Annotated in this window: 25 protein-coding genes; 11 read left to right on the top strand and 14 right to left on the bottom strand. The window is 56.9% G+C overall.

Annotation, left to right across the window (positions count from 1 at the left end; genetic code table 11):
• Positions 1 to 5: 5 nt before the first annotated feature.
• Positions 6 to 611, bottom strand: coding sequence for an RNA polymerase sigma factor (locus IEX57_RS11935; RefSeq protein ID WP_229678870.1), 606 nt, complete (start codon positions 609 to 611; stop codon positions 6 to 8).
• 702 nt (positions 612 to 1313) lie between these two features.
• On the opposite strand from IEX57_RS11935, the gene ilvB reads away from it, so the two are divergent.
• The 3 genes from ilvB (at position 1314) to ilvC (ending at position 4693) form a co-directional block, all read left to right on the top strand.
• On the top strand, positions 1314 to 3080 hold the full coding sequence (gene ilvB, locus IEX57_RS11930; protein WP_188704598.1) for a biosynthetic-type acetolactate synthase large subunit: 1767 nt from the start codon (positions 1314 to 1316) through the stop codon (positions 3078 to 3080).
• Between the two features lie 10 nt (positions 3081 to 3090).
• A complete protein-coding gene (gene ilvN / locus IEX57_RS11925; protein WP_188704597.1) occupies positions 3091 to 3582 on the top strand; it encodes an acetolactate synthase small subunit in 492 nt (163 codons plus the stop codon).
• 94 nt (positions 3583 to 3676) lie between these two features.
• Complete coding sequence (gene ilvC / locus IEX57_RS11920) at positions 3677 to 4693, top strand: ketol-acid reductoisomerase (RefSeq protein WP_188704596.1); 1017 nt, start codon at positions 3677 to 3679, stop codon at positions 4691 to 4693.
• Positions 4694 to 4824: 131 nt separating this feature from the next.
• Here the strand turns inward: ilvC and IEX57_RS11915 are convergent, their stop codons facing one another.
• From IEX57_RS11915 to IEX57_RS11900, 4 genes are all read right to left on the bottom strand, one after another.
• Positions 4825 to 5403, bottom strand: a complete 579-nt coding sequence (locus tag IEX57_RS11915; protein WP_188704595.1) for an acetate uptake transporter — start codon at positions 5401 to 5403, stop codon at positions 4825 to 4827.
• A 181-nt stretch (positions 5404 to 5584) separates the two neighbouring features.
• Positions 5585 to 6232, bottom strand: coding sequence for a PepSY-associated TM helix domain-containing protein (locus IEX57_RS11910; protein WP_229708996.1), 648 nt, complete (start codon positions 6230 to 6232; stop codon positions 5585 to 5587).
• Positions 6233 to 6240: 8 nt separating this feature from the next.
• The gene (locus IEX57_RS11905) at positions 6241 to 6930 is read right to left on the bottom strand and encodes a Fe2+-dependent dioxygenase (RefSeq protein ID WP_188704593.1); all 690 of its coding nucleotides are present in this window, start codon (positions 6928 to 6930) and stop codon (positions 6241 to 6243) included.
• Between the two features lie 88 nt (positions 6931 to 7018).
• Entirely contained in the window at positions 7019 to 9181 is a 2163-nt protein-coding gene (locus tag IEX57_RS11900; protein WP_188704592.1) for a TonB-dependent receptor, read from the bottom strand.
• Positions 9182 to 9448: 267 nt separating this feature from the next.
• Here IEX57_RS11900 and IEX57_RS11895 point away from each other — a divergent pair, with 267 nt between their 5' ends.
• From IEX57_RS11895 to IEX57_RS11880, 4 genes are all read left to right on the top strand, one after another.
• Positions 9449 to 10096 (top strand): energy transducer TonB, encoded by a 648-nt coding sequence (locus IEX57_RS11895; protein ID WP_188704591.1) that lies wholly within the window; start codon positions 9449 to 9451, stop codon positions 10094 to 10096.
• Between the two features lie 49 nt (positions 10097 to 10145).
• Positions 10146 to 10889, top strand: coding sequence for a MotA/TolQ/ExbB proton channel family protein (locus tag IEX57_RS11890; protein ID WP_188704590.1), 744 nt, complete (start codon positions 10146 to 10148; stop codon positions 10887 to 10889).
• Positions 10890 to 10895: 6 nt separating this feature from the next.
• Positions 10896 to 11312, top strand: a complete 417-nt coding sequence (locus tag IEX57_RS11885; protein WP_188704589.1) for an ExbD/TolR family protein — start codon at positions 10896 to 10898, stop codon at positions 11310 to 11312.
• A 162-nt stretch (positions 11313 to 11474) separates the two neighbouring features.
• Positions 11475 to 12200, top strand: coding sequence for a DUF899 family protein (locus IEX57_RS11880; protein WP_188704588.1), 726 nt, complete (start codon positions 11475 to 11477; stop codon positions 12198 to 12200).
• Between the two features lie 68 nt (positions 12201 to 12268).
• On the opposite strand, the gene IEX57_RS11875 is transcribed toward IEX57_RS11880, so the two are convergent.
• Together IEX57_RS11875 and IEX57_RS11870 are read right to left on the bottom strand one after the other, a co-directional pair.
• On the bottom strand, positions 12269 to 13156 hold the full coding sequence (locus IEX57_RS11875) for a hypothetical protein (RefSeq protein WP_188704587.1): 888 nt from the start codon (positions 13154 to 13156) through the stop codon (positions 12269 to 12271).
• Positions 13157 to 13604: 448 nt separating this feature from the next.
• The gene (locus IEX57_RS11870) at positions 13605 to 13766 is read right to left on the bottom strand and encodes a Fe-S-cluster oxidoreductase (RefSeq protein WP_229708995.1); all 162 of its coding nucleotides are present in this window, start codon (positions 13764 to 13766) and stop codon (positions 13605 to 13607) included.
• Positions 13767 to 13834: 68 nt separating this feature from the next.
• On the opposite strand from IEX57_RS11870, the gene IEX57_RS11865 reads away from it, so the two are divergent.
• Positions 13835 to 15574: a recombinase family protein gene (locus IEX57_RS11865; RefSeq protein ID WP_188704586.1), complete on the top strand. Its 1740-nt coding sequence runs from the start codon at positions 13835 to 13837 to the stop codon at positions 15572 to 15574.
• 1300 nt (positions 15575 to 16874) lie between these two features.
• Positions 16875 to 17507 (top strand): hypothetical protein, encoded by a 633-nt coding sequence (locus tag IEX57_RS11860; protein ID WP_229708994.1) that lies wholly within the window; start codon positions 16875 to 16877, stop codon positions 17505 to 17507.
• Positions 17508 to 17632: 125 nt separating this feature from the next.
• Here the strand turns inward: IEX57_RS11860 and IEX57_RS21440 are convergent, their stop codons facing one another.
• The 3 genes from IEX57_RS21440 to IEX57_RS11845 form a co-directional block, all read right to left on the bottom strand.
• Entirely contained in the window at positions 17633 to 19786 is a 2154-nt protein-coding gene (locus IEX57_RS21440; protein WP_188704585.1) for an SEC-C metal-binding domain-containing protein, read from the bottom strand.
• A gap of 207 nt (positions 19787 to 19993) precedes the next feature.
• Positions 19994 to 20860: an IS3 family transposase gene (locus tag IEX57_RS11850; protein WP_188704584.1), complete on the bottom strand. Its 867-nt coding sequence runs from the start codon at positions 20858 to 20860 to the stop codon at positions 19994 to 19996.
• Positions 20857 to 21150 (bottom strand): transposase, encoded by a 294-nt coding sequence (locus IEX57_RS11845; RefSeq protein WP_188704583.1) that lies wholly within the window; start codon positions 21148 to 21150, stop codon positions 20857 to 20859. The genes IEX57_RS11850 and IEX57_RS11845 overlap by 4 nt, the downstream gene beginning before the upstream one ends.
• 63 nt (positions 21151 to 21213) lie before the next feature.
• Here IEX57_RS11845 and IEX57_RS11840 point away from each other — a divergent pair, with 63 nt between their 5' ends.
• Both IEX57_RS11840 and IEX57_RS11835 read left to right on the top strand, forming a co-directional pair.
• Positions 21214 to 21618 carry a hypothetical protein gene (locus tag IEX57_RS11840; RefSeq protein ID WP_188704582.1) on the top strand — a complete coding sequence of 135 codons (405 nt, stop codon included), beginning with the start codon at positions 21214 to 21216 and terminating at the stop codon, positions 21616 to 21618.
• Positions 21619 to 21671: 53 nt separating this feature from the next.
• Positions 21672 to 22316: a DUF6988 family protein gene (locus tag IEX57_RS11835; protein WP_188704581.1), complete on the top strand. Its 645-nt coding sequence runs from the start codon at positions 21672 to 21674 to the stop codon at positions 22314 to 22316.
• A gap of 30 nt (positions 22317 to 22346) precedes the next feature.
• On the opposite strand, the gene IEX57_RS11830 is transcribed toward IEX57_RS11835, so the two are convergent.
• From IEX57_RS11830 to IEX57_RS11815, 4 genes are all read right to left on the bottom strand, one after another.
• Positions 22347 to 23663 (bottom strand): HipA domain-containing protein, encoded by a 1317-nt coding sequence (locus tag IEX57_RS11830; protein ID WP_188704580.1) that lies wholly within the window; start codon positions 23661 to 23663, stop codon positions 22347 to 22349.
• Between the two features lie 68 nt (positions 23664 to 23731).
• Positions 23732 to 24331 carry an HAD domain-containing protein gene (locus IEX57_RS11825; RefSeq protein ID WP_188704579.1) on the bottom strand — a complete coding sequence of 200 codons (600 nt, stop codon included), beginning with the start codon at positions 24329 to 24331 and terminating at the stop codon, positions 23732 to 23734.
• Positions 24328 to 24537 (bottom strand): DUF4926 domain-containing protein, encoded by a 210-nt coding sequence (locus IEX57_RS21435; RefSeq protein ID WP_188704578.1) that lies wholly within the window; start codon positions 24535 to 24537, stop codon positions 24328 to 24330. The genes IEX57_RS11825 and IEX57_RS21435 overlap by 4 nt, the downstream gene beginning before the upstream one ends.
• Positions 24538 to 24543: 6 nt before the next feature.
• On the bottom strand, positions 24544 to 24771 hold the full coding sequence (locus tag IEX57_RS11815) for a hypothetical protein (protein ID WP_188704577.1): 228 nt from the start codon (positions 24769 to 24771) through the stop codon (positions 24544 to 24546).
• Positions 24772 to 25900 lie beyond the last annotated feature (1129 nt).

The raw sequence follows: 25900 nt of genomic DNA, 5'->3' as shown, positions 1-25900 counted from the left end.
ACCATTCATTCTTGCGTCCCTCCCCGTGTTCCATACCAATCTATACCACGCCGCTGGAGCCATTGTGACAAGGCATGCGTGGCGCGCGAGCAGTGGGTTTTCACACTGCCCTCTGAGCACCCCATTGCGGCGGCGGTTTCAGCAACGTCCAACTCTTCCCAGTAACGCAGCATGAAGGCTTCGCGTTGACGCGCAGGTAATTGTGCCACCCCTTCTTCGATCAGGGCCATGGTGCGGGCCTGATCGTGCTCTTCTTCAGGGCTTGGCGCCTGCATATCCGCGCCCAGCCACTCCATCGGATCACCGGCGTCGCCGTCGTCATCCTTGCTTTCAAACGCAGAGAACAGGGTAACCCAGAAACCGCGTACTTTCTGGCGCCGGAAATGATCGCGGATGGCATTTTGCAGGATACGCTGGAACAGCATGGGCCATTCTTCCGGCGGGCGGCTGGCATAGCGGTCAGCTAGCCGCATCATGGCGTCCTGCACGATATCCAGTGCGGTATCTTCATCCTGCACGGCGTATTGCGCCTGCTTGAACGCCCGGCGCTCTACCTCGGCAAGAAATGCCGTCAGCTTGTCCGTTGCGTCCAGGGTGCTCTCTCCGTACACCGCCTTGTTCAGAGGCAGAAAGGGTTATCAGGTAGCCGCGAATCTTAACAAAGCGCTGTAAGGATGTCCCTGATTATTTGAGCGATTTACATATCGTAAAACCCCGCAATGAAACCGGAAACCTGCCCGGTGCGGCCCGATCACGCCCCAAACCGGCCACCAGACGCACCAGGAGCGCGCAAGGCTTGCCAAGCGGCGTTGATTCGGGTAGGGTTTTGCGTTCTACACCAGTCAAGTAATGCGAGCCGGCCTACTCAGCCTGCTCGCGCCGAACGGCAACCGCCAGCGCATTTATATCTGGTCGTCACTTTGCGGGCCACAAGCCCTTGCATGTAGGGTTGCACAAACGGGTCACCCCCTGGTCGTCAAGAAGAGCCGCGCCATACGCACGGATGTACGCACACCCGCGTTCATCAATCGCGTAACACGGTACGGTTAACTTTCGATACGGCCCGGTTTTTACCGTTTATGCGAGCTCTTTGACGGCGGCAAGCCCGGTACAGATCAATTCAGGATCGCAGTGCGTGCTGTTTACGCCTTATGCGTGAACACGCCCCGCGAACAAGACCATGGCGGATCGCTTTCCCGCGCTTGTTCTCTGACAGCGCGTGTGTATTTCCATTGCAGTTTCGCCTGTGCCTTGTGCGGACACGTCCATTGCGACCCTGTATCCGTTAACTCGTTATGCACAAAGGTTGACCCATGGAGATTTCGGGCTCTGAAATACTGGTGCGCTGTCTGCAGGAAGAAGGCGTTGAATTCGTCTTCGGTTATCCTGGTGGCGCAGTCCTTGAAATTTATGATGCGATCTTCCGTCAGACCGCATTCAAGCATGTCCTGGTTCGTCACGAGCAAGCTGCCGTTCACGCGGCTGATGCGTACTCGCGTTCCAGCGACAAGGTAGGCGTAGCGCTGGTGACCAGCGGCCCGGGCGCGACCAACGCGCTGACCGGTATCGCCACTGCCTATATGGATTCCATCCCCCTCGTGGTCATTTCCGGCCAGGTGGGCACCAGCGCCATTGGCCTGGATGCCTTCCAGGAAGTGGACATGGTGGGTTGCTCGCGTCCGATCGTGAAGCACAACTTCCTGGTGAAGGATGTGCGCGATCTGGCCGAGACCATCAAGAAAGCGTTCTACATTGCCGCCACCGGCCGTCCGGGCCCGGTTGTGATCGATATCCCCAAGGATGTCTCGATCCACAAGACCGAATACAAGTACCCGGAATCCGTGGCGATCCGCAGCTACTCGCCGCCGACCAAGGGTCACCCTGGCCAGATCAAGAAGGCCGTCCAGCTGATCGCTGAAGGCAAGCGCCCGTTCCTGTATGTGGGCGGTGGCGCAGTGCAGGGCCGCGCCGGCAAGGAAGTGACCGAACTGGCCAATATTCTGGGCATTCCGGTCACCAATACGCTGATGGGTCTGGGCGCGCTGGATGGCACGCATCCGCATTTTGTCGGCATGCTGGGCATGCATGGCACCTATGAAGCCAACCTGGCGATGCAGTACTGCGACGTGCTGATCGCCGTGGGCGCCCGTTTTGACGATCGCGTCATCTCGGTGCCGAACCATTTCCTGTCCAACCCGAAGAAGATCATCCACATTGATGTGGACCCCTCTTCGATCGCCAAGCGCGTGAAGGTGGATATCCCAATCGTCGGCGACGTGAAGCACGTGCTGACCGACATGATCGCGCAACTGCGTGAATCCGGTCTGCGTCCGAACCCGTCGGCCCTGGAAGCCTGGTGGAAACAGGTCAACGAATGGCGCAAGCCCGACAGCCTGCTGTACACCCCGTCCACCGAAGTCATCAAGCCGCAGCACGTGATCCAGACGCTGTGGAACGTGACCAACGGCGAGGCGATCGTGACTTCTGACGTCGGCCAGCACCAGATGTGGGCGGCGCAGTACTACAAGTTCCGTCGCCCCAAGCAGTGGATCAACTCCGGTGGTCTGGGGACCATGGGCTTTGGCTTGCCGGCCGCCATGGGCGCGCAACTGGCCAACCCGGACGCCCAGGTTGCTTGTGTGACCGGTGAGGGTTCCATCCAGATGAACATCCAGGAACTCTCTACCTGCAAGCAGTACCACACGCCGGTGAAGGTGCTGAGCCTGAACAACCGTTATCTGGGTATGGTGCGTCAGTGGCAAGAGTTCTTCTACGGCACGCGCTATTCCGAGTCGTACATGGATGCGTTGCCTGACTTTGTGAAAGTGGCCGAGGCCTATGGCCACGTCGGCTTCAAGGTCGAGAACCCGGCTGACGTTGAGCCGGTACTGAAAGAAGCGTTTGGCCCCAGCCTCAAAGAGCGCCTGGTATTCATCGACTTCCGTACCGACCAGACCGAAAACGTGTTCCCGATGGTGCAGAACGGTCGCGGTCTGAACCAGATGGATCTGCCCCCGCACATGGCCGGCATGCAACAAGCGCCGTTCGAAAACAACCGTGACTACGGCAACCTGAGCTAAGGGAGTGAACATGCGTCATATTTTGTCCATTCTCATTGAGAACGAAGCCGGTGCACTGTCCCGCGTCACGGGTCTGTTTTCCGCGCGCGGCTACAACATTGACTCGCTGACGGTGCAAACCACCGAAGACCCGACCCTGTCGCGCATGACCATTGTCACGCACGGCTCGGATGAAGTGATCGAACAGATCACCAAGCAGTTGAACAAGCTGATTGAAGTGGTCAAAGTGATCGACCTGAACGAATCTGATCACATCGAGCGCGAACTGATGCTGATCAAGGTGCGTGCAACGGGCAAGGATCGCGAAGAAATGAAACGGATGGCGGATATTTTCCGTGGCCGCATCATCGACGTGACCGAAAAGACCTACACCATTGAATTGACCGGCCCGGGTGAAAAGCTGGATGCTTTCATCAAGGCGCTGGATTCGACCGTGATTCTGGAAACCGTACGGACGGGTGCCTCCGGCATCGGCCGTGGTGAACGTATTCTGAAAATCTGATGATTTGTGAGGCGTGAAGTGTGAGGCGCAAGGGACGAACCCGCAGCGCCGACACCTCCCCCTCACTCCTTACACCTCACAGGAGTGATACCAAATGAAAGTTTATTACGATAAAGACGCCGACCTCTCCCTGATCAAGGGCAAGCAAGTCACCATCGTTGGCTACGGCTCCCAGGGCCACGCCCACGCCCAGAACCTGAAGGATTCCGGCGTGAACGTGACCATCGGCCTGCGCAAGGGCGGTGCTTCGTGGTCCAAGGCTGAAGGTTCGGGCTTTGCCGTGAAAGAAGTTGCAGAAGCCGTGAAGGCTGCTGACGTGGTCATGATCTTGCTGCCGGATGAAAACCAGCCGGACGTGTACAAGAACGACATCGAGCCGAACATCAAGAAGGGCGCCGCACTGGCGTTCGCTCACGGCTTTAACGTGCACTACAACCAGATCGTGCCGCGCGCTGATCTGGACGTCATCATGATCGCCCCCAAGGGCCCGGGCCACACCGTGCGTTCCGAATTCCTGAAGGGCGGCGGCGTGCCGAGCCTGATCGCTGTGTACGCCGACAAGTCCGGCAAGGCACGTGATATCGCTCTGTCGTACTCCGCTGCCAACGGCGGCACCAAGGGCGGCGTGATCGAAACCAACTTCCGCGAAGAAACCGAGACCGACCTGTTTGGCGAACAAGCCGTGCTGTGTGGCGGTGCGGTTGAACTGGTGAAGGCAGGCTTTGAAACCCTGACCGAAGCTGGCTACGCTCCGGAAATGGCTTACTTCGAGTGTCTGCACGAACTGAAGCTGATCGTCGACCTGATGTACGAAGGCGGCATCGCCAACATGAACTACTCGATCTCCAACAACGCCGAATACGGTGAGTACCTGACTGGTCCGGAAGTCGTGACCAGCGCCACCAAGGCCGCGATGAAGAACGCGCTGACCCGCATCCAGACCGGCGAATACGCCAAGCAGTTCATCCTGGAAGGCAAGACCAACTACCCGGCCATGACTGCCCGCCGCCGTCTGAACGCAGAACACCCGATCGAAAAGGTCGGCGCCCAACTGCGCGGCATGATGCCGTGGATTGCCAAGAACAAGCTGGTTGATCAATCCAAGAACTAAGCCTTGCCTGGCCTGGTCATCTGGATAAAACAAACGGCCCGCAAATGCGGGCCGTTTTTTATTGGGTTGATGATCAAAGAGCCCGGTGGAAACCAACATCGGCCCTCCACCCTGCGGCTAAAAACGCCGGATCAAGCCGCGTTTTTTTCGCCCAGCGGCAGTACTGTGCGGCCATAGACCTCGTTAAGCACTTGCGCCAGCGCCGCGTAGATGGCGGACAGGCCACAGAAGAGGCCTTCCCAGCCGGCGATGCGGGTGATAGTCGGATCGCCCAGGGCGTCGCCGACGGCCAGGAGGCCGAACAGGATCACCAGTGAGCCGAATACCACCTGGGTGGCCAGGTTCATGGCCAGCGTGCCGGCAAACAAGGCTGCGGTGAACAAGCCCCACAGGATGAAGAACGCCACCATGCCGCCCGTGCTGGTCGGCTCTGCCAGCCCCATGCGTGGCAATACCAGCAACGCCACCAGCGCCAGCCAGAACAGCCCGTAAGAGGTAAACGCCACCGTGCCGAAGGTGTTGCCCTTTTTCCATTCCATGAGGCCGGCAAATACCTGCGCAATGCCGCCGTAAAAGATCCCCATGGCAAGGATCATGCTGTTGAGTTCATACAGACCGGCGTTGTGCAGGTTCAGCAAGACCGTGGTCATGCCAAATCCCAACAGGCCCAGCGGGGCGGGATTGGCGGTCTGGTCGGCGGAGCAGGACATGGGGTTTCCTTTCGCATTGCGCGAAGACAAAGGGCGCAATTTTGCAATGCGCACCCGGGCCCCGGACCACAGCCAGATCAAACTGCAACGTCAGGCTGAGCGCAAAAAGTCACATCTGCCGCCATTGGCCGCCATCAAAAACGGCCAGCAAAGGCTGGCCGTCTGAACCGTGCAAAAAAGGTCAGCTGAGAACAGACCAGCAACCCCAGGCCATTGCCCCGCCGATCAACCCCAGCGCGGCCAGGCGCGGGCCGTGCAGGCGGGACCACAGCAAAAAGCCGGTGATGCACAGGGTGATCAGCGCGCCGGCCAGGGTGTCGACCAGCAAGATCCAGCCGACCCCGGCGCCCACGCCCTTATGCAGGTTGGTGATGACGCCCCAGAAGTTGGTCTCGGTGCGCTTGACCTCGGCCAGGCTGTTGCCTTCGGTCCAGGTGGCGCTGACGCTGTAATTGGGCCGGGCCAGAGTCACTTGCCATTCGGCCGGTTTCTCTACCGGTTTGTCGTTCCAGATCACCGCTTTGGCCGGCGTGGTGCGCACGCGCGGGTGGCCATCAATCCCGGCGTAATGACTGAACCATTGGCCAAAGGCTTTGGGATCATCGCGCGCCTCGGCCGGTACCGGCACCTGCACGGTGCTTTCGATCGGGGTGACGGCGTTGATTTTCATCTGGGCGCGGTGGTTAAGCACAAAGCCGGAAATACCAAACATCAGGCCCAGCGCGGCGCCCCACAGGCCCAGCCAGGCGTGCACACGCTTGAGCCACTTCAGGAAACTGCCATTGCGCAGCCGGTCGGGCAGAAAGCCTTTGTGATTTTCTGCAAGCAAACTGTTGATCAAGTGTTACCCCACATTCTGAGCAAGTTGTGATAGTTGCCGACCAGCGTCGTGCGCGCGGTTTCATCGGCATTGGTGCGGGTGAGCGTCTGGACTGCGCCATCCAGTTCATACAGCAGCGTGCGCTGGGCATCGTCACGCACCATGCTTTGTATCCAGAAAAAGCTGGCCAGCCGCGTGCCGCGGGTGACCGGTGTGACGCGGTGCAGGCTGGTTGCGGGGTAGATGATCATGTCGCCGGCCGCCAGCTTGACCGAATGCATGCCGTAGTTGTCCTGGATCTGCAGTTCGCCGCCGTCGTATTCATGCGGTTCTGCGATAAACAGCGTGGCCGAGATATCGGTGCGGATCTTGCGGCCGCCGCTGCCGGGGATGATGCGGATGGAGCCATCGACATGACTACCAAACGTCATGCCCTCGCTATAGCGATTGAACATGGGCGGGTAGATCACGTCGGGCAGACAGGCGCTGATGAAGAGCGGGTTGCGCTCCAGCAGGGAGAGGATCAGGTCACCCAGCTCATGCGCCACCGCCGAGTGCTCGTCAATCTGCTGGTTGTGTTTGACCAGTGCGCCCTGAAACCCGGCGGTGACGCGGCCATCCACCCACGCCGGGCCGGCGTTTTCCAGCGCGTGGCGGACATGCCGCAGCTGCTCCGGGTTCAGCACTTGAGGTATGCGAATCAGCATGACAATCCTTTATTACATGACTTGCCGCCATAACGGGCAACGCCGTCCCGGCGCTTGAGGCGGGGACGGCGTTCCGGCGTAGTGCGGCTTACGGGTGATACGACAGCGTCAGCAGCGCGGTACGAGCAATGCCCGGCGTGGCGCGGCCGCCATCGGATGCGATGACCGAGTCGTAGTAATACTTGTCGGTCAGGTTCAACAGGTTCAGGCGCACATCGTAGGTTTTCTGGTGATACGCCACGGTGGCATCCCAGCGAGCATAACCCGGCACCATGACCACATTGTTGTTGGCCGCATAACGGCTGGACATAGCCAGCACGCCGCCGCCGATTTCCCAATCGTGCGTCAGGCTGTAAGTGGTCCACAGCGTGGCGGTGTTCTTGGGCGTATTGGCCAGCGTCTTGCCGGCGGTGCCGTCCAGCGCGCTTTCAACCTCGCCATCCAGGTAGGTGTACCCGGCGAACATCTGCCATTGCTTGGTAATGCGGCCTGCAACGCCCACTTCAAAACCGTCGACCTGGACATCGCCATCCAGCTGGTACAGACCGGTGGTGGCGTCTTGCGTACGGGCATTGGTCTTTTCAATGCGGAACAGGGCCGAGTTGACCGACAGATCGCCCGAGAAGAAGTCCCACTTGCCGCCCACTTCATACGAGCGGTTCTTTTCCGGGTCCAGGTTCTGCGTGCCGCTGGTCAGTGTCAGCGCTTCCAGCGACGGGTTGAACGAGGTGCCGTAGCTGATGTAGTACGACTGCGCATCGGTCGGCTGGTAGATCAGACCGGCGCGTACGCTGGTGAAATCCGTGTCATTGCTGGCCGACAGCGGCGCGCTGGTGCTGTTGGTGATATCGCCGTCAAAGCGATCCCAGCGCAGGCCGGCAATCGCCTTCCATTGCGGGGTGAATTCGATGGTGTCATTGGCATAGAAAGCCAGGGAATTGGCCGACGACTCCGCGTGGTTGCCCTTGGTCGAGACCGAGTTGGCCGGGCTGGACAGATGCGCCGGGTCCAGCATGTCGACGATGGGCAGATTGTTGCGGGTATACGCCTGGTTGTCGTACTTGTCGTAGCCAATTTCCGCGCCGGCCAGCACGGTGTGCTTGATGCTGCCGGTGTTGGTCTTCCAGATCAGGTCGGTCTGGTTGTAGATCGACTCATCGGTGATATCGCGGTCATGGCTGGCCAGCTGGACACGCAGCGACGACAGCGGCAGCGTGGTCGGGTTGCCGGCGGTACGGTTCAGTGCCGTGCCGTTGGGCATCAGCACCGTAGAGAGCGCGGTCTCGCGGGCATCGGTCTCGTAGTGGCTGTACTGCGTGTTGTTACGCAGGGTCAGGTTCTCGTTGATCTTGTGCTCGATGTCGGCACGCACCGTGGCCACGGTCTGGTTGGTGCGGTCATCGGTCAGACCATAGAAATTGCTCTTGTCGACATTGGCCGGGCGACCATTGACCGACGGCACGCCGTAATCCGGCATGTCGTGGTTGTGTTCCAGCAGCGCCGACAGGGTGATGGTGGTCGGATCGCCAATACCAAAGGTCACCGACGGCGCCAGGCCGACGTCCTGGTTGGAGATCACGTCACGACTGGAGTGCTGGTCTTGCGCCATGCCTTCGATACGCCATGCGGCATGATCGTTGATGGCGTGGCCGGTATCGAACGTGGCGCGGTAACGGTCATCCGTACCGATCATCACATCCACTTCGCCCACCGGGGCCAGTTGCGGCTTCTTGCTGACCTGGTTGATGACACCACCGGTCGAGCCACGGCCAAACAGCATGGACGACGGGCCTTTCAGGACTTCGACCTGATCCAGATAGAAGGTATCGCGGTAGTACTGGCCGCGGTCACGCACGCCATCCAGATAAATATCCGTACGCGCAGAGAAACCACGCAGGTTGATGTTGTTACCGATCTGGCCGCCTTCTGCGCCACCGATGGTAATGCCAGGCACATTGCGCAGGGCATCGGTCAGCGAGGTTGCACCCTGGGCATCCATCACCGCGCGGTTCACCACGGTCACGGTTTGCGGGATGTCACGCACGGCCGTCGGCACCTTGCCGCCGATCGTGGACACGTTGCCGTTGTAGTCGGTACGCGCTTCGTCACGGTCTGCCGTGGCATTCACGTTAACCGACTGCAGGGTTTGTTCCGCGGCGGCGGGCTTGCTTGCTATGTCGTCTGCATATGCGACGGACGCAGTGAAGGCTGCGGCCACAAGGGCAGCGATCGGCTTTCGGGCCTGATGCATGGTGAGATGTCTCCGGGGTGTACTTGGCTGCGCAGCAAGTGGCTGCTGTTATCTGACCGGCGCACGGATAGGTATCCCGCAGACATGTACAAGGAAAGACAGCCCTGCCTTACCCTGGTCTTGATCTGACTCTGATCAACTGCCCTGCGAACACTTATCCGGTTGGCGGATTTTCTTGTTGATTTCGCCTGCAATGGCTTTGCAAATGCGAAGGGTTATCATTATCATATTGATCTCCGCACAAATGCAAGTAATTCTCATTTAGATATGGATCGCAACCAGGCAACCCGACTCGGGCTGGTAACCGGTGCCCACGTGCTGTTGATTGGCGCGTTATTGCACACGGTACAAACCCAGCCTCCCCTGCCACCGAAAGAAATCACGGTGACGCTGGAAACCCCGGCGCCTTTGCCCGTGGTTGCACCGCCCGACCCCAAGCCGCCGCAGCCCAAGCCGCGCCCGCAGCCGGTGATCAAGCGCGAGCCGGTGCCCAAACCGCTGCCGAAGATGCCGGTCGCCAAGCCCGACCAGGTGGCCACCGAGCCCCCGCCCAGACCCGTGCAGGAAACCCCGCCGCCCCAGCCGGAGGCCAAACCGGCCCCTGCCCCCGCGCCAGCTCCTGCGCCGGTGTCTCCGCCGCGTGAAGACGCCAACGCCAACGGCAACATGAAGCCGGCGTACCCACCGGTGTCCCGCAAGCTGGGCGAAGAAGGCCGCGTACTGCTGGAAGTGCATATCCAGACCGATGGCACCGTCAGCGATATCCGCGTGAAGACCTCCAGCGGTTTCCCGCGCCTGGATAACTCGGCGCTGGACGCCGTACGCAAATGGAAATTCACCCCCGCAAAGCAGGGCGGACAGCCCATTGCCATGTGGTACGTATTGCCGGTGACGTTCTCGCTGACCCAGCCCTGAGCGCCCCGAAAACCCCATCCCCGATATACGGAATAACAAGGAGCCAACCATGCAACCGCAGCAGTTCAGCCTGTCCCATTTGTGGGCCCAGGGCGATTTCGTCACCCATGCCATCGCCCTGATCCTGCTGGTGATGTCGATCTCCAGCTGGTATGTCATCGTGACCCACACCTTGCGCCTGGTGGCCAACCGCCGTCGTGCCGCTGCCGCCCATGATTTCTGGCATGCCCACCGGTTTGATGAAGGCTTGGCGCAACTGACCGGCAAAACCCAGGACAACCCCTTCCGCCTGCTGGCGCTGGAAAGCCAGGCCGCCGTGGCCCATCACCGTGACAATCAGGCCGACCTGCATGGTCAGCTATCGCTGAACGACTGGCTGATTTCCAGCCTGAACGGTGCCATTGAAGAAGGCACAGAACGCATGCAGCGCGGCCTTTCGCTGCTGGCATCGGTGGGCAGTACCGCGCCGTTTGTGGGTCTGTTCGGCACGGTGTGGGGCATTTACCACGCGCTGATCGGGATCTCTGCTGCCGGTGCCGCCAGCATCGACAAGATCGCCGGCCCGGTGGGTGAAGCGCTGGTGATGACCGCGTTTGGTCTGGCCGTCGCCATCCCGGCCGTACTGGCCTACAACGCGCTGGTGCGTGGTAACCGCGCGGTGGTCGGCAAGCTCAACCGCTTTGCCCAGGATCTGCACGCCTACTTTGTCACCGGCGCCCCGGTGGCCCGCGATCAGGCCCAGGCCAAGCCGCAACTGGCCGTGGTCAACGGCCAGCCCAAGCACGTGGGGTAATGCATCATGGCGTTCAGCAAATCCATTGGTGACAACTCGGAAGTGATGAGCGAAATCAACATGACGCCGCTGGTCGACGTGATGCTGGTCTTGCTGATCATCTTCATGCTGACGGTGCCGGTGCTGACCCACGCGGTGAAGGTGAACCTGCCGCGCGCCGCCAATCAGCCCGAAGTGGTCAAGCCCGAATCGGTGAATATCTCGGTGACGGAAGATGGCTCGGTGTACTGGGATGAGGCCAAACTGACCGAGGCCGAATTCAAGGACCACCTGGCCGTGGCCGCAGCCAAAAACCCGCAACCGACCATCCGCCTGCGTGGTGATCGCAAAGTGCAGTATGAATATGTAGCCAGAACCATGGCCGCCATTCAGCAAAGCGGGATCGAAAAACTGGGTTTTGTGACGGAACCCGGCACGCAGTAATCAGGCACCGCTCACGCTCATGCAACCCCAAGGCGCCCTCGTGGCGCCTTTTGTTTTGGGCGGGTGGGCTGCCGCTCAGCCGGAACACCGGAACTGCCGTTTTGCCCCTGGTTCAAACCCGGTTCAACAACGGCAATCCCCGTCATCCCTCTGGAGGCCCTCATGAGCAAACCGCAATTGCAGTCGGCCGAAGTACTGGCTGCCCGGCATCACGCCCGTTACCCCGGCGAAACACTGGCGTATCGCCAGGCCCGTAATGCATTGCTGGCCGAAGAAATTGAATTACGCCGGCATATCGAACGCGTCGCCGCCATGCGCCGCGCCTTGCCCACCAGTGGCGACGTGCCGGAGAACTTCCGTTTTGACAGCGCCGACGGCCCGGTAACACTGGCGCAGATGTTTGGCGATCACGACACGCTGGTGATCTACAACTGGATGTTCGGCCCCAAGCGTGAGCGCCCCTGCCCCATGTGCACCTGTCTGTTGAGCGCCCTTGATGGCGAAATGCCCGACATCCTGCAGCGCGTGGCCTTTGGCGTGGTTGCCCGTGCGCCGATCGAGCGCATGCAGGCCTTTGCCCAGGAGCGTCACTGGGAGCATCTGCGCTTGTATTCGTCCGGCGGTAGCAGCTTTAACCAGGTCTATCTTGGCGAAGACCCCGGCGGTGATGACATCCCCGGCCTGAACGTGTTCGTGCGCATTAGTGACACCATCAAACACTTTTACGGCGATGAAATGGGCCCGGATACCTCCGACCCCGGCCAGGACCCGCGCGGCGCACCAGACCTGATGCCGCTGTGGAATATCCTTGATCTCACGCCCGCCGGGCGCGGCACTGACTGGTATCCGAGTCTGGATTACCAGGCCGCCAACCCGCCCCATCACTGACCCTGGAAAACGCTGACCAAAAAAAACGGCATCCTGCGATGCCGTTTTTTCTGTCCAGCCTGCGCCGTTCAAGGCGCAATCTGGATTTGCGTGATGTTCAGCGTACCCGTGCCGCCGTTGCTGATTCTCACCCAGACCGGGGTCGTGATGGCGCCCGCTTGCAAGGTGGTATCCCCCGCCGTGGCCGCCGCGGAAGTCCCGATCAGCTGCTGCACATAGTTGGTCAGCTTGACCCCGGTTTTCGTGCCCAGGGTGGTGGACCAGGTCGCGCCATCGGTACTGGTCTGCACGCGGTAGTTGATCGAGCCCGTGGCGTAGGTGCCAATGGCCAGTACCGAGACCGAAGGCAAGCGCAGCACCAGTTGGCCGCCATCGTCCGCACTGTTGGCCACAAAGGCCTTGGGCACGGTAAAGGCACCGATAATGCTGCCTTCTGCCGTGGCGGTATCGAGCTTGGTCGATGAGGTGGTCGGTGTGGCCGTGTTGTCGTAACCGCAAATGAATTGCGGGCTGACCGCGGCCTGGATCGCATCCAGCGTGTACGGCGAGGCAGAGCCCGTCACACCCACCGCATAGTTTTGCAGGTTGGCCGAGTTAACCAGATTGCCGCCAAACAGGCTGGTCAGCGTCGAGCCGGTCACCGCAACACCGCAAGCCGAGGCGGACGGCGCGGGTGTGGGCGTCGGCGTGGGGGTCGGTGTGGGCGTGCCGGTCGGTGTCGGCGTCGCAGTCGGCGTTGGCGTGGGGGTCGGCGTTGAGGTTGGCGTCGGCGTGGGTGTTGCGGTCGGCGTTGGCGTCGGTGTCACATTCGGCGCCGATACCGAAGTGGACGGCGATGCCGCCATATTGGGCGCGCCGTTGTCGCTGGCGTCCGAGCCATCACCACATGCGCTCAAGCCAGAGGCCAGCAAACCGGCCAGCAGGGTCGCGGTAATTTGTTTTTTCTGTTGATTCATCGACTTTATCCCATTCCCGTATTGATTGAAGCCAGTCGCTTGGCGGAGGCGGCAAGCGCCGCATGCGTGCGCTGGAGAAATCGCGTTAGTTACGGTTATTCTGATATATCACTTCAAAACACGGCCCCATTGTAGGGGCACAAAACGCGGGGAATGGACCTGAAAAAGCGGGCTGCGTGACAAAAATCAACAAAAAAATGTAGCGCGCCGTATTTCACTACATGTCAGCACGTATACGGCGAGCGCACCCAGACCACCCGCGCGCAGAGTGCTTGAGCGCGGATGCAGGGTTCTGTTTTACAAGGGGAATCAAACAACAGGCAGCCAGCCGATGTGGCGCGTGGGAAATGGCGACGGGGAAGAAGAAAGCGTCGCACTGCAACTAATCAGACGCGGTTGGTAGCGCCATCCTGCCCGGCCCGGGTTGCCAGGCAGAACCACTGCCGCCTCAGCGCGCGGGCGCCGTGGCGGCTTCCAGTTGCGCCAGCCAGATCATGGCGTGCTCTCGCGTCTCGCCACACATATCAAGAGAGGGTTGCAGGCCGGCGCAAAAGTCCGGGCGGTCTGGCTGGCCGAACACGGCGCAGCGCAAGTCAGGCAAGAGATTCACACAGGGAACACCCGCCGGCTTCCCCTAAATCATATAATGGCGCATCAGCCAAAAAGCAAAAACACCCCATGGATAAACAACCTCTTGTCATTTCGTACATCCGCTTTTCGACACCTAGGCAGGCCACTGGAGACAGCCTAAGACGGCAAACCCAACGTGCCCAAGAATGGTGTGCCAAGCGTGGCTGGAAACTAGACGAGAGCCTATCTTTACAAGACTTGGGCGTCTCCGCATTTAACCGCGATAATCTTACGAAGGGCGCGATGGCGCAGTTTCTTGCCGCGGTGCAAAGCGGCCACATTCCGCCTGGGAGCTATCTTTTAGTTGAAGACTTGGACCGGATTAGCCGAGCCGACCCACGGACTTCAATGAACCTGTTTTTTAGCATCGTGCAACAAGGGGTGATTTGCGTAACGCTCGACAATGGTAAGGAGTGGAATACCGATAGCTTAAACAATCTCGGTGACCTCATATGGTCCATGGCTACCCTGTTCCGCGCTCATGATGAATCACGCGTTAAGTCAGAACGCATCAAAGCCGTTCACAAAAATGCTCGTGAACAAAAAAATCGAAGCGTTTTCGGAAGAGCGCCTGGCTGGCTAAGAAGAACCAAAGACGGCCAAAACTGGGAACCCATTCCCGGGTTAGTGGAGGTGGTCAAACGGGTTTTCGAAATGGTTGCTTCCGGCCATGGTGGGGTATCGATTGCCAGATTGGCCAATAAAGAGAAATGGCCGGTACCCAGTTTGAGCGCGAAGGAAAGTAAAACGACTTGGCACGTCACCTACCCCACCAAATTAGTGCGCAATCGTGCCGTTATCGGAGAGCTGGAATTCAGCATTTCCAAGGATGGCAAGTCCCTCCCAACTGGGCAAAGTGAGCCGGATTGGTATCCACGCGTTGTTGAAGATGAATTGTTTTTCCGAGCAAATGCTGTGCTTGATGCTCGTCAGCAAAAACCCGGCAGACGTGACGCCTCGTATCGCAATATTTTCCAAGGAGTCATTTTTTGTGGGCATTGCGGGGCAACTCTGGCACGCAAAGTCAAAAATGGCTCAAGAACCTCTCGCAACTATGCAACTTATGTTTGCACAGACAGGCATAGGGGGGTGTCAAAGTGCCCGAATTACAGCGCCAAGGAACTTGAAATCGCTCTCATACCCGTTCTGTATGAGCATTTCTCCTCTGCATTCGGAGACGATGCGCGGCTGTCATCCATCCGCGAAAAAATTCAAGCACTTCAAGGAGAGCAAAAACACGCGCTGGAACTAGTAGCTGAAATGCGTGAGTTGTTGATTCAGCGGCCCACTGAAGCCGGAGACGGTAAGCCACGCCCTCCGTCACCAACGATTTTGTCCATCCTTGAGGAATACGAGCCGAAATTGCCCAGTATTGCCAGGGATATTGAGAGGCTTACACATGAACTCTCGGCTGCATCTCAGCAGTACGATAGTGACGTGGACATTTCTGCCCTCTTTAATGCGTTATATAGCGATGACGAAGATGACCTGAACCTTAGGGCTGAAGTCCATACCAAAATGATTATGGCACTTGACGCTATCTGGATTTGGCCACGCGAAATGGCTGTTTTTATTTTGAAGAATACGCCTGACCACGCTATCTCGATACCGCTGCATGACCCCTCTATAACCGTTGCGAAACAAATGGATTCTGGCGATGAAGGTATCCATTCGAGTTTTTCTGAACGGTTATACGGCGCCATGGATAAGGATAAAAACAAGAATGGCAAAAGCTACGCCTTGCCTCCTCGCCGGAGACTTAAACAAGCCTTCGGTCGTACAGAGTGACAGCGGCTAAGGCGGCCTTCATCCAGATGGTCGGGGCGCTCTACACAAAGTGTCCTACTAGTTACAGTTTTCGCTACTTTTCTCGCCAGCAAGTACATTCCAGTAGTGCGAACCAACCGGGTATCGAGACTGATACCCGGTCATGTGTGACAACAGAAAATTACCTCATTAATCTACCCTGATTTCGCTGTCTGACCGACCAAGGTCAGAGTTCGTCATCCCCGCTGCCAAGCGGGGATGACGGCACTTCGCTACAACGGGCCGCCAAGCCCAACCACACACTTTCGCAAACGCTCCAACCTTTCGGAACACGGTGCCTGCCGTGCTGCCACAACTAGTGGCTCCCCAAGCGCTTCGGTCGTATCGCGCGATGAGTCAAACCCTACTCAGTCAGTCTCCCCCTCTCTCCCATCAATCTGCATGGTGCCAACCGATGCAGTCCGGAGAGAGGTTCCCACGTTAGTTACCAGCTACTGCGCAACGTAGCGCCACTGTCTCCACACTTCCCTAGCCTTCCGGCTCCCCGCAGGTTTCCCCAGCCCGATGTTCCATAGCGGCTCAGGTACTCAGGTCATGCTTCATCGACTACGAACCACAGCTTCATGCCTATGGCTCTACATTGCTCCGCACAGCACCCCTGACGGGTGCCGTTACACGCTTGAGCTATCCAGAGGCCCCCGGTTTCCCGAGGTGCCAGCTGCGCCAGGTTTCCCCTTGCAGCCCTCATGCATCACTACATGCTCATCAGCCCACGTGTGCGGTACAGGTTGCACCCTTGCGGTACGCCCCCTGAGCCAGTCTTGCACTGGCTTTCACCAGGTAACAGGTCATCAGGCCATTTCCTGCCTGACGCCGTTTCCGTGTCGCCCAACGTCTTGCCGGTCTTGCCGGCAGGATTGGGTCGAAGAGAGGTTGCCCTCTCAGCGCCCATCGCAGCCGCACCAGCCCTATTAGAGGCATGCGGCTACAGCGTTTGCTTGGTCCCAGGCTGGCGGCCTGAAACCTATCGGGGTGGCGCCCCGACGTGCCCTTTCGGGCGAATGTGTGTTTGCAGTTTGGCGACCTGCTCGATGCATCCTTGGTGTTTCTTGAGGATGCATCGAGCAAGCCACCGCGCATGCGATACCTCCTGGCTCTCGCCAGGTCGCTTGCCCTTGCAACTCACCTGTCCTGCTTTCGTATAGCGTTTTCTGGCCGTGCTTTGCACGGAACATCATTTAGTCTCATTCGCTCCAACCCAATCACACTTATTTGGCGCGGGTTTCGCTATACCAGGTATTACCTTCATTGAGATACCTGTATGGCCGCATCAACACCGATTGCCCGAGGCAAAACTGCCGCCCTGGCGCGTATCCTTGACTCTGTACCCAAGGGTTACCATCGCTACACATTCGGCAGCGTCAGTGCAGGCAAGGCCGAGGCTCTAGCCAATAAATTTCATCGCTTGTATGGCATCGGATGTTCGCCGGCGCAGCGATTGACTCGTAAGCAGAAGGGCCGGGCAAATGCCTTGCTGGTGATGTATTGGCCAGATGAGGCTGAGGCAGTTGAGTGGTTGCTACTGGCAACCGAGGGCGCAGGGTTGGAGTCTGAAGCGTTGAAACAGGTCACAGGGAGGCAGCGATTGACTTGGCTGGGCTATGAGTTGGTCCGTCATGCCTCCCACGGGCGCACAGCATGGACGTGGCGACGCACCAAACAGGAGATGGCTGAGTTGTACACTCTAGTGAACCTTCAAGCCAAACACCGGCATTACACGGCATTGCGTGAAACTCTCGAACGCATCGCTCGGCAACCGGGCTTTCATGGTGTCAGAACTCAATCTTGGGCACTCTGCCAAGAAGCGCGGCGGTTAGGTTACCAAGTTGAACTACCCCATCTTTTCTACCTGCAGAAGGTGAATCATGGAGAACAACTGACTCTTGCAAATTAAGTATGCTCGCCCATGAGCCTAACCGCCAAGGTTGAAGCCCCCGTGTCAACAACATCAACAAGTTCAAATTTCGATGAACATTGGTAAGTAGCCATATGCAATATATGGCTACTTTGAGTCTCATCTTAAGGCATGCAGCACTTCTTGTACTTGCGTCCGCTCCCACAGTGGCATGGGTCGTTCCGACCAGGCTTTGCTTCTTTGGCTTTGCGTAGAAATTGAGGAAGTGCTTTAGATGCTTCGACCCCCGGCGACATTCCTTCAGTTATACGGTCCATGTCATCTGACTGCACCCAGTTTGAGTCCATCGTGACCCCAAACTGTACTTGCCCATGCGGATTGATAGAAATTCCGAACCACTTGTCCGCACGTTGATGGTACTTGCGCTTTGCACAGTGAAACTTCAACGTGGCAATTGCGTCATCAGTAATTTCCGCGTTGCAATGAAAAGTTATCCCGCAAGGTGGCGCTCCCGCCGCCAAAAGCGTCACGTCGTGAAGTTTTCGGTCACGGCCTGTTCTCTGTGCAATGCCTTCGAGCAATAAATGGACGTTATTGCATGCTTTTTCATTCATCGTAAGGAGGTGGAATCCAAGTTCAAGAACTCCGGGGTTTTCACTGGTTTCAATCTCCGTGATGAGCTGCTCGTAGCACGTCCCCTTCATCTTTGTGAGGATACCTTCAGGTGTAGGGTTGCCTGGCAATCTATCCCTACGGACCAACATTGCGGTATCTAAGTCCTGTGCAATGGAGTCTTCAAGAATCACGGTTGCATATTCCTCATCGACCCAGAGATTCTGTTTCAGATGAAATCCCAGCACAGTAAGCTCGTGTCCGGTCATCAGCTTATCTGCAAGGGCCACACGTAATTGTAAGTAGCTCATTAGACGAAGTGGTGATGTCAACATCTCGGTCAAAGTATCGAGAAGGAAAACATCCATCACCAAAGGCGGTCGAATAACCTCAGTAGTCTGATACTTCAGTGAAAGATTCGCCTGGAATGCTAGTGCTGGATAATGTTCAGAAACCAAGCTGACCAAAAACACTTCCTTAATTCGCCCTGGAAGTTCAATTTCATTTCCTTGCGCATCCTGCAGCTGCACACCTCCAGCGAGCAACTTGTTGGCACAAGACCAGGCTTGGTCATACGAGTCTTGAATTGCAGCAGCAAAGTCTTTTTTCAGTTGATTGTCGTTTCCTTTGCGAGCCTCTAGCGTTAGTTTTTTTGCTTTGGCTTGTACGATGATGAGCCGGTTTGAGTAGGCGACCAGAACATCAACTTCTCCTTCAATTTCTTTGCTACCAACCAGATTCACATTGGTATGAACATGCTTAGGACCAAAAACTGCTGCCAGTCGCTGAGTGGCAAATTGCTCGGCAAAGTCACCACGGTGCTTGGCCGCCGCAGGACGATAAGGCTTGTCTTCTAGCATCCAAAAGAATGGGGACTCATACACAGCCTCGTAAATCGCGTAGTGCGAGAAAAGAAGTACAGTCCCGCGGTCCGTCGGAATCAAGGGCCGAGCAGCAACCAAGTTAAAATCCCCAACCTCCTTAAAATTCGAGTTATCTCCCCCGAAGAGAAATGCGTCGAAGAAGGCTGCGACAACCTCTCGTTCAATTGCACCTCGAGATGCTACTTCATCTATCGAAAACTCAAACGTGGGCAGCCAGGTATCTGGTTCCTTCTTTGTTCTTCTTGCGCGATTGATGAACTCAGTCCCCCTTTCATCCATCAGCTCGCACATCGTCATTGCAATTGTTCTTGCCTGACCAGAGGTAAAGCCCCTGTTTGTGCGCAACCAATCGTCGTCACTTCCGTACTTCTGGGGAACAAAGTCACGGTACTGGAAGGCGTAGGCTGATTCCGAACCATAAAAGATGGGCTCTCTCATTCCGGGTCCATGCCACGGGTTCGGAGGCTCTGCACCCGCGTTCCCCGCATCGAGCATGGCTGCGAACATGGGAAAGGACATCGCGTCATGCAGCTCTCTCATCAGAGTATCTGTACGGACGATGTAACTTCGGACCACATCAGGGGTTGGGATAGAGAAGTCCAACGGCTGCTTAACCATAAGACCAATCAGCGTTGTCAGTTCAGTTCGGATGAGCCTGTCACGGCTGAATAATGGTTCCATATCAGCAGGCTTTAGAATGTCCCTGAAGTAAATGGAGTTATCGCGATTGCACATGTATGCAATCGCATGGACATATCCAGGTTCTATAGCCAGCGTGGCTAACTCCTCCAGAATCTGTGACTCTTCGCGCGGTTTCTCCATGTTCGCTCCTTTCCTGTAGGGATTTGGTAGTTCTAATTTGCGGTAACAAGCTACATCGCTTCTGGACAAGGTGGCTACACCTTCTCTGAGCAACTTTGCTTTATTCCAGAAAACCACGGTTTTCTGGACAGTCGCGCCGACATCGCAAACTCCGCGTTCTATACCCCAGTAGATGTTTGGTCTGTCCCGGTATCCGTGGACACCAGGTTAAGCACTGAGTGCTGAATGGCGCTGCTCAAATTCAACCGGGGTCAGATACCCCAAGGTCGAATGACGGCGATGATGATTGTAAAACCGGATGTAATCAAACACGTCTGCACGGGCTTCGTCGTAAGTCCCGTACCGGGTCAGGTGAACCCGTTCCGCCTTGAGTGAACGGAAGAAGCTTTCCATCGCAGCGTTGTCCCAGCAATTGCCCGCTCGGGAATGACTCGGGATGATGCCATGTCGTTTCAGCAGGCTCTGGTAATCAAAGGCGCAATACTGGCTGCCACGGTCCGAATGCAGCAGCACTTTTCCTTGTGGCTGACGTCGTGCCACTGCCATCGTCAAGGCGGCATGAACCAGCTCCTGGTGCATCCGGTGATGCATCGCCCAGCCCACCACCGCCCGCGAATACAAATCCAGCACCACGGCCAGATACAGCCAGCCTTCGCTGGTCCGGATATACGTCATGTCCGAGACCCAACGCTGGTTGATACCCGGCGCGTCAAACTGGCGTTCCAGCAGATTCGGCGCAACCGGCAGAAGATGCTTGCCGCCGGTCGCTGGCGCCCACCGTTTGCGCGAGCGTACTTTGATGCCACTTTCATGCATCAATCGTGCGACCCGGTGGCGGCCACAGGGTAGACCCTGTGCCATCAGCTCTGCATGGATTCTGCGATGCCCGTAAATGCCATTCACTTCAGCATGAACCAGCCGGATTTCCCGGAGCAACTGACGGTTGGCCATCTCCCGCATCGAAGGTGCACGGCCTTGCCATGCGTAGAAACCGCTACGGGAAACCCGGAACAGCCGGCACATCACGGCAACGGGATAACGCTCGGCCAGCGCCTCGATGGCGCGGAACTTCACTTCGTGGGTTGCGAGAAGATGGCGAGCGCTTTTTTTAGGATGTCGCGCTCCATGGTCGTGCGGCCTAGCTCGTCACGAAGTCGTTTGAGCTCCGCCGCTTCGCCACTCTGCCTGCCTCGGCCGGGAAAGGCATCCGGTCCGGCTTCCTGAAACTGGCGCTTCCACTTGCCCAGGAGGGCCTCGGTGATATCGAGCGCGTGAGCAACGTGGCGTAATGGAGTGCCAGCGAGGACCTGGTCTACGGCATCACGCTTGAAAGATTCGGGGTAAGTACGTCTGGTTCTGGTCATGAACATAACTCCTGGTGGGCATTATCCACCTTAAGTCAGTGTCCATGGATACCGGGACAGACCATGACTGCTTTTGCCCCCCTTGTGGGCGAAGCCGGGTCGGAACCCAAACCTATTCCAGCAAGCGATGAAGGCCTTAAACACCCCGTCGCACTTCAACGCGCCAAGCTGCAACGCGTAGTAGAGCAGATTGACACCAATTTCAAACTGGTAGGTCCGAAGAATTGCTCACCTTCGTTGCTGCAAGACAGCCTGTACGCCGCTGCCGAAATTGACATTGGTGAGGATGTGGAAACTCGAGGAGCGGTCTGTAACTGGTTTCAGCGCTCAGGTTTAAATGTACCTTCCACTTGCGGAAGATTTGAAGGTAACAAATCCTTGAGCGTGAAGTTAGACTTGATTTCAAATGGACCGATGGTTGCTAACAAACCTGGCAACTCAGGTGTTGAATGTAGAGAATCTAAGTAGCGACAGGACTGAAATACTAATGTGCAAGTACTTCTGACAATCTGGATTCGAGCTTGTTTACGGAAAGATTTCAAACACTCATATCACGCACGACGTTGTTCCATGAAGCTGTTCTGCGCCACGTCGAAGCGCTTACACCCGCCCAAGATGAACGCTTCGACGTTGCCTTCCGGTCTGGATTATTGTCTTTGGAGCACGCGTTCAGCGCCATGATGTTACTCGAGCAGGGACGTTTCGCCTCCAGTATTGCATTGCTCAGGCCTCAGTTTGAGTGCCTCGTCCGGGGCATCTGGCTGTGTTACGCCGCCAACGACAACTGGGTAGCCAAGTTTACCGAACCACTCAAAGCAGAAACTGCAAAGCTGGCTAATGAGGGCGTGGGGCTAGCAGACATGCTCAAAGCCCTCGATTCCGCCCCAGATGCACCCGCCCACATCGTCGCCCAGTTACGCGGTTATAAGGATGTCACCTGGAAAGCGCTGAATAGCTACACGCACGGGGGAATACATCCATTGGCGCGAACACTTTCAGGCTATCCCGAACAACTTCTATATGACACCACCCGCAATGCTAACGCCATGGTGGCCCTGTGCGCACAACTGCAGTCTGTTCTGACTGGAGTACAAAAGAACATGGAGTACATACGAGTCTTGCATCAAACATTTTTGGATGTACTGCCCATCGTTGAGCCACTGTAGCCTACGTTGCACTTCTATCGAGGGTGAAAGTCACAGCTCCTCTGCCATACGCAGAAGTTGAGCCGATTGGGAGCATGCCAGGGTTGCAATCGACTGCACGACCTCCCGCTCCGTTCCTGAATACACCTCCGACTGAGCCAAAATGGGTGCCTCTTGCTGAATGCCACGGGCCATTGCCTTGATTTCCTCAGCAACCAGGGACACTGGCAGACCTGCACTTTCGGCGAACATGACCAAATGCCGAGGGGCAATACTGGCTAGCTCAAACTCATCCCCGTAGGCCATGGCCATTCCTGAGGTCACCTGGTCGCCGTAAACCGCCACTGAAACCAGGTCATACATCGGAGCCGGGACCAGCCCAGCAGGAAGCAGCCGGAACGAGATATTCTTGGCGTGGGCATCGGTGTTACCAATGAACAGCGAGAACAATGCCCATCGTAGCAAGGTCAAACGCCCGCGCATCGGGTCAGCCATGTTGTCCACGAGTGAAAACAGGTTTGAAAAGCCCACGCCGTCTCGATTGCCTGCGTCACCCCAGTCAACACGTTCATATTTTCTACTGAGCGGGGCATCAAGCGCCTGGCATCCGTCGATAACGTGCAGCCTGTGAATAGCTGCGATTTGCTGGGGGTTGCCTGAACCCCACACCGCCTGGCGGTCGAAACGCTCAATCAACAGAATGGGTTGAGGCACTCGCCAGAGCATGACTGGCGCAACCGACAGTCCTATCCTGGCCGCCAGTGTCATGCAGTAGTGCTCGTTGGCAACGAGGCATGGCGTATATCTGTTCTGACTTTCCGGCTTGAGGATGTGGGTTGAGCTGAGTCCGCCTTCCGCAAAGAATAATTGGCTACCTTCCACCAGCACCTGCAACTTGTCCTGGTGCCCAGACAGGGAGGACCTGATTTTTTTGTCCCAGATAGTGAACGGCTGTGAACCCCGAGTCTCTATACGTTCACTGAGTTCTTCCAGTGATACCGCGCGCCGCGCATGGCTCTGCGCTTCTCTCGGGTCTCTGGTTGGCCACAGGAAGCTCACGCCTCCGGCTGGCTCCTCTCCGACCATCAGAACCAGGGCAAAAGCATTCGCCAGTGAGATTTTGCTTTTGTATGCGGCGGCTTCGAGGGCCCGGCCCTCCGGCAACAGATTCTGAAGGTAGCGAAGCAGGGATGAGGAGTCGGCGGCACCAGCATCAAGGGCTAGGCGTGGAGACAGAGGATAGCTCGTCCTCCCCTCCCGCCAGGAAAGCGCGTACTCAAAACCAAGGCGGTCAGTTGTGCTCTCACATGAAACATGGCCGACTGGCGTGGTCTCTGCAAAGACATTGAGGCGATGTTCCTGGCTCATGGGATTAACTCGTTCAACGCGTAAGAGTTCGGGATTTCATCATTAACCTGTATCGCTGTTTGGTCTGCTTACTCTGCCAATTTCCTGGCCAATTCAACCTGGGTCGCCTCCACACCCAAACCCAGCATGCGGTGGCAAAGAATCAGGCTGGCATACTCGTCTTCAGGCCAACGGTCATTGTCATCATCAAGAGCAACCCAAGGGCTGATGCCATGTCGAGCAGCATGACGAGCAATCTGGTCGAAGCGGGACAACATACGCCAGGAAAAAGGGTCGTACTCTTCAACAGCGGGCTCCCAGGTCGAACCAATCACGCGAGACTGAATTGTAGGGGGGAGCTGGCGTGCGGCCTCTTCAAGACCAAGATGAAAAGCCCATGTGGTCGAGAGGACGATATCGACCTGGTTAGGGGTGCTGTTCAGTACCGTCTCCAGAACTGGGGCATGCATAAACAGATACCCCTCTGCCCGGAGCTCCAACCCATTTGGTGTCCGGTAAACGCAATAGGGGTGAAGTACGCCGTCGAAGTCGAGATAGAGAGTCATAAGCTTTTTTGCCCCTAGTGCTGGCGCAGTCGACTCGACCTGGATAAGAAGGCCCCCCCAAAAAGCAATTTTCGATACGGCAACCTGAGTTGCCGTATCGAAAATATGAAGGGCCAAAGTCATTCACCTTTTCCAGGAGGGTGCGACCGCAGTAGGCGAAGCATGCTGACTTTCATGTCTGCCAGGGCAGTGGTAACACCTTCGCGGTCGACAAACTCAACGATGAAGGTCTCGGCGTCGAGGACGTCGACTATGGCTCCCGACTGCCCCCGTTTAACGCCCTCAGTGGGCAGGTCCACCAAGCTTTCTACAACGTCATAGGGGCCCATAAAGCATTACTTCCTGTGGGGGCAATGGACTTTCTTCACCTTTGGCGTGGCCAATTTCAAGCGGCAATCGGCCAGCTCTTTGGACAATTGACTATTCTCGGCTCTCAACCGTTCAGCGTCTTTTAGTAACAGTTCTATCCTGTACCAATAAGAAGCGCCCAAGTCACCATCTTCGAGCTGGAGCTGGCGCAGTTTGCTAATTGCTATCGACAGGTCCACATCATCCCAAAGCATTTTCTTGCTCCCGATTCACACCTGCCATATTGGTGCTTGAGTTTTGACTGGCCCCCGAAAAAGCCTCAGGTTCAGACGTAACCTTTGGTTCAGGGTTCTCACCTGACTGGACAAGTTTCTCAGTCGATGCTGGGTATAAAATTATTCGTCTATCGAAGCGATTCAGCCATTCCCTATTGGACCATTCACCTATAATTTTTAAATGGTATGGATTAAGGCAAGACTTAACTCCGCAGGTATGGGCAACTTTTTCGTGCTTGTCCAACTGGTCGACGAAGAGCGAGTAGATTAAGCGGTGTACCCCAACGACCTCACCGGACCGGCTGGAGTCAACAAGTTGACAAAACCCATCTACCGTTGGCTTCAACCAATCGCGGGTTAGACAAATTTCAGGAGTAAAACCGCGGAATTGAGTCCGAAGTTGGCAACGCTCTGCACTGATAGCAACGGGCTGGGGCCTTAGTAAAGAACTACCTCCCCTCTCACGATTTGCTTCAACAGGAACCCGCTGCTTGCCTACCTTCGCATGCATCCTCTCATCTCGTTTGTTTTCGTCGACGCCACCCGCGTATAGATGATACGGATTGATGCACCCCGGGTTCCCACAACGATGAAGCACGAAAGTATTAGGGCTTGGTAGCTGGCAGAGCAACAAGTTGAAAACCAGTCTATGTGCCGGATGGCAAACTCCCGCGTTCGGACCACGGACATAAACCTGATGGTAGTCACCATTTTTGCTTAGCCAACCGGGGACGAAACACCGGCTAATGTCCAAATCAAGGAAATCGCTCGCCCCAGTTCCAACGAGCGAGGCAATGACGCTGTGTGAACTCAACTGTTTTCTCCGCTTCGAGTTGTAGTTTGGGCATGTCAGTCGAGGTGTGAAGGGTGTCTTTACATCAGGTGTTTTAAACCCTGAACTGCAAAGGCAAGCAAATCCTTTGAGTCCGGACAATCCTCCGCCTCACTGCTAATTCCATTATTTCTCGAAGCGAAGAAAAGGTATCTACCTACATCCGGCAATTGACGCCAACCCAGCTTGCGGAGTCACCATTTCTACGGTATACCATTTATAATCAATGAGTTATGCAACAAAGAAACGTGTGCAGCACCCTTCTCCAGGGCATTG

This window comes from Silvimonas iriomotensis, assembly GCF_014645535.1.
In the GTDB taxonomy this organism is placed as follows: domain Bacteria; phylum Pseudomonadota; class Gammaproteobacteria; order Burkholderiales; family Chitinibacteraceae; genus Silvimonas; species Silvimonas iriomotensis.
This window is presented reverse-complemented; position numbering and strand designations above follow the sequence as displayed.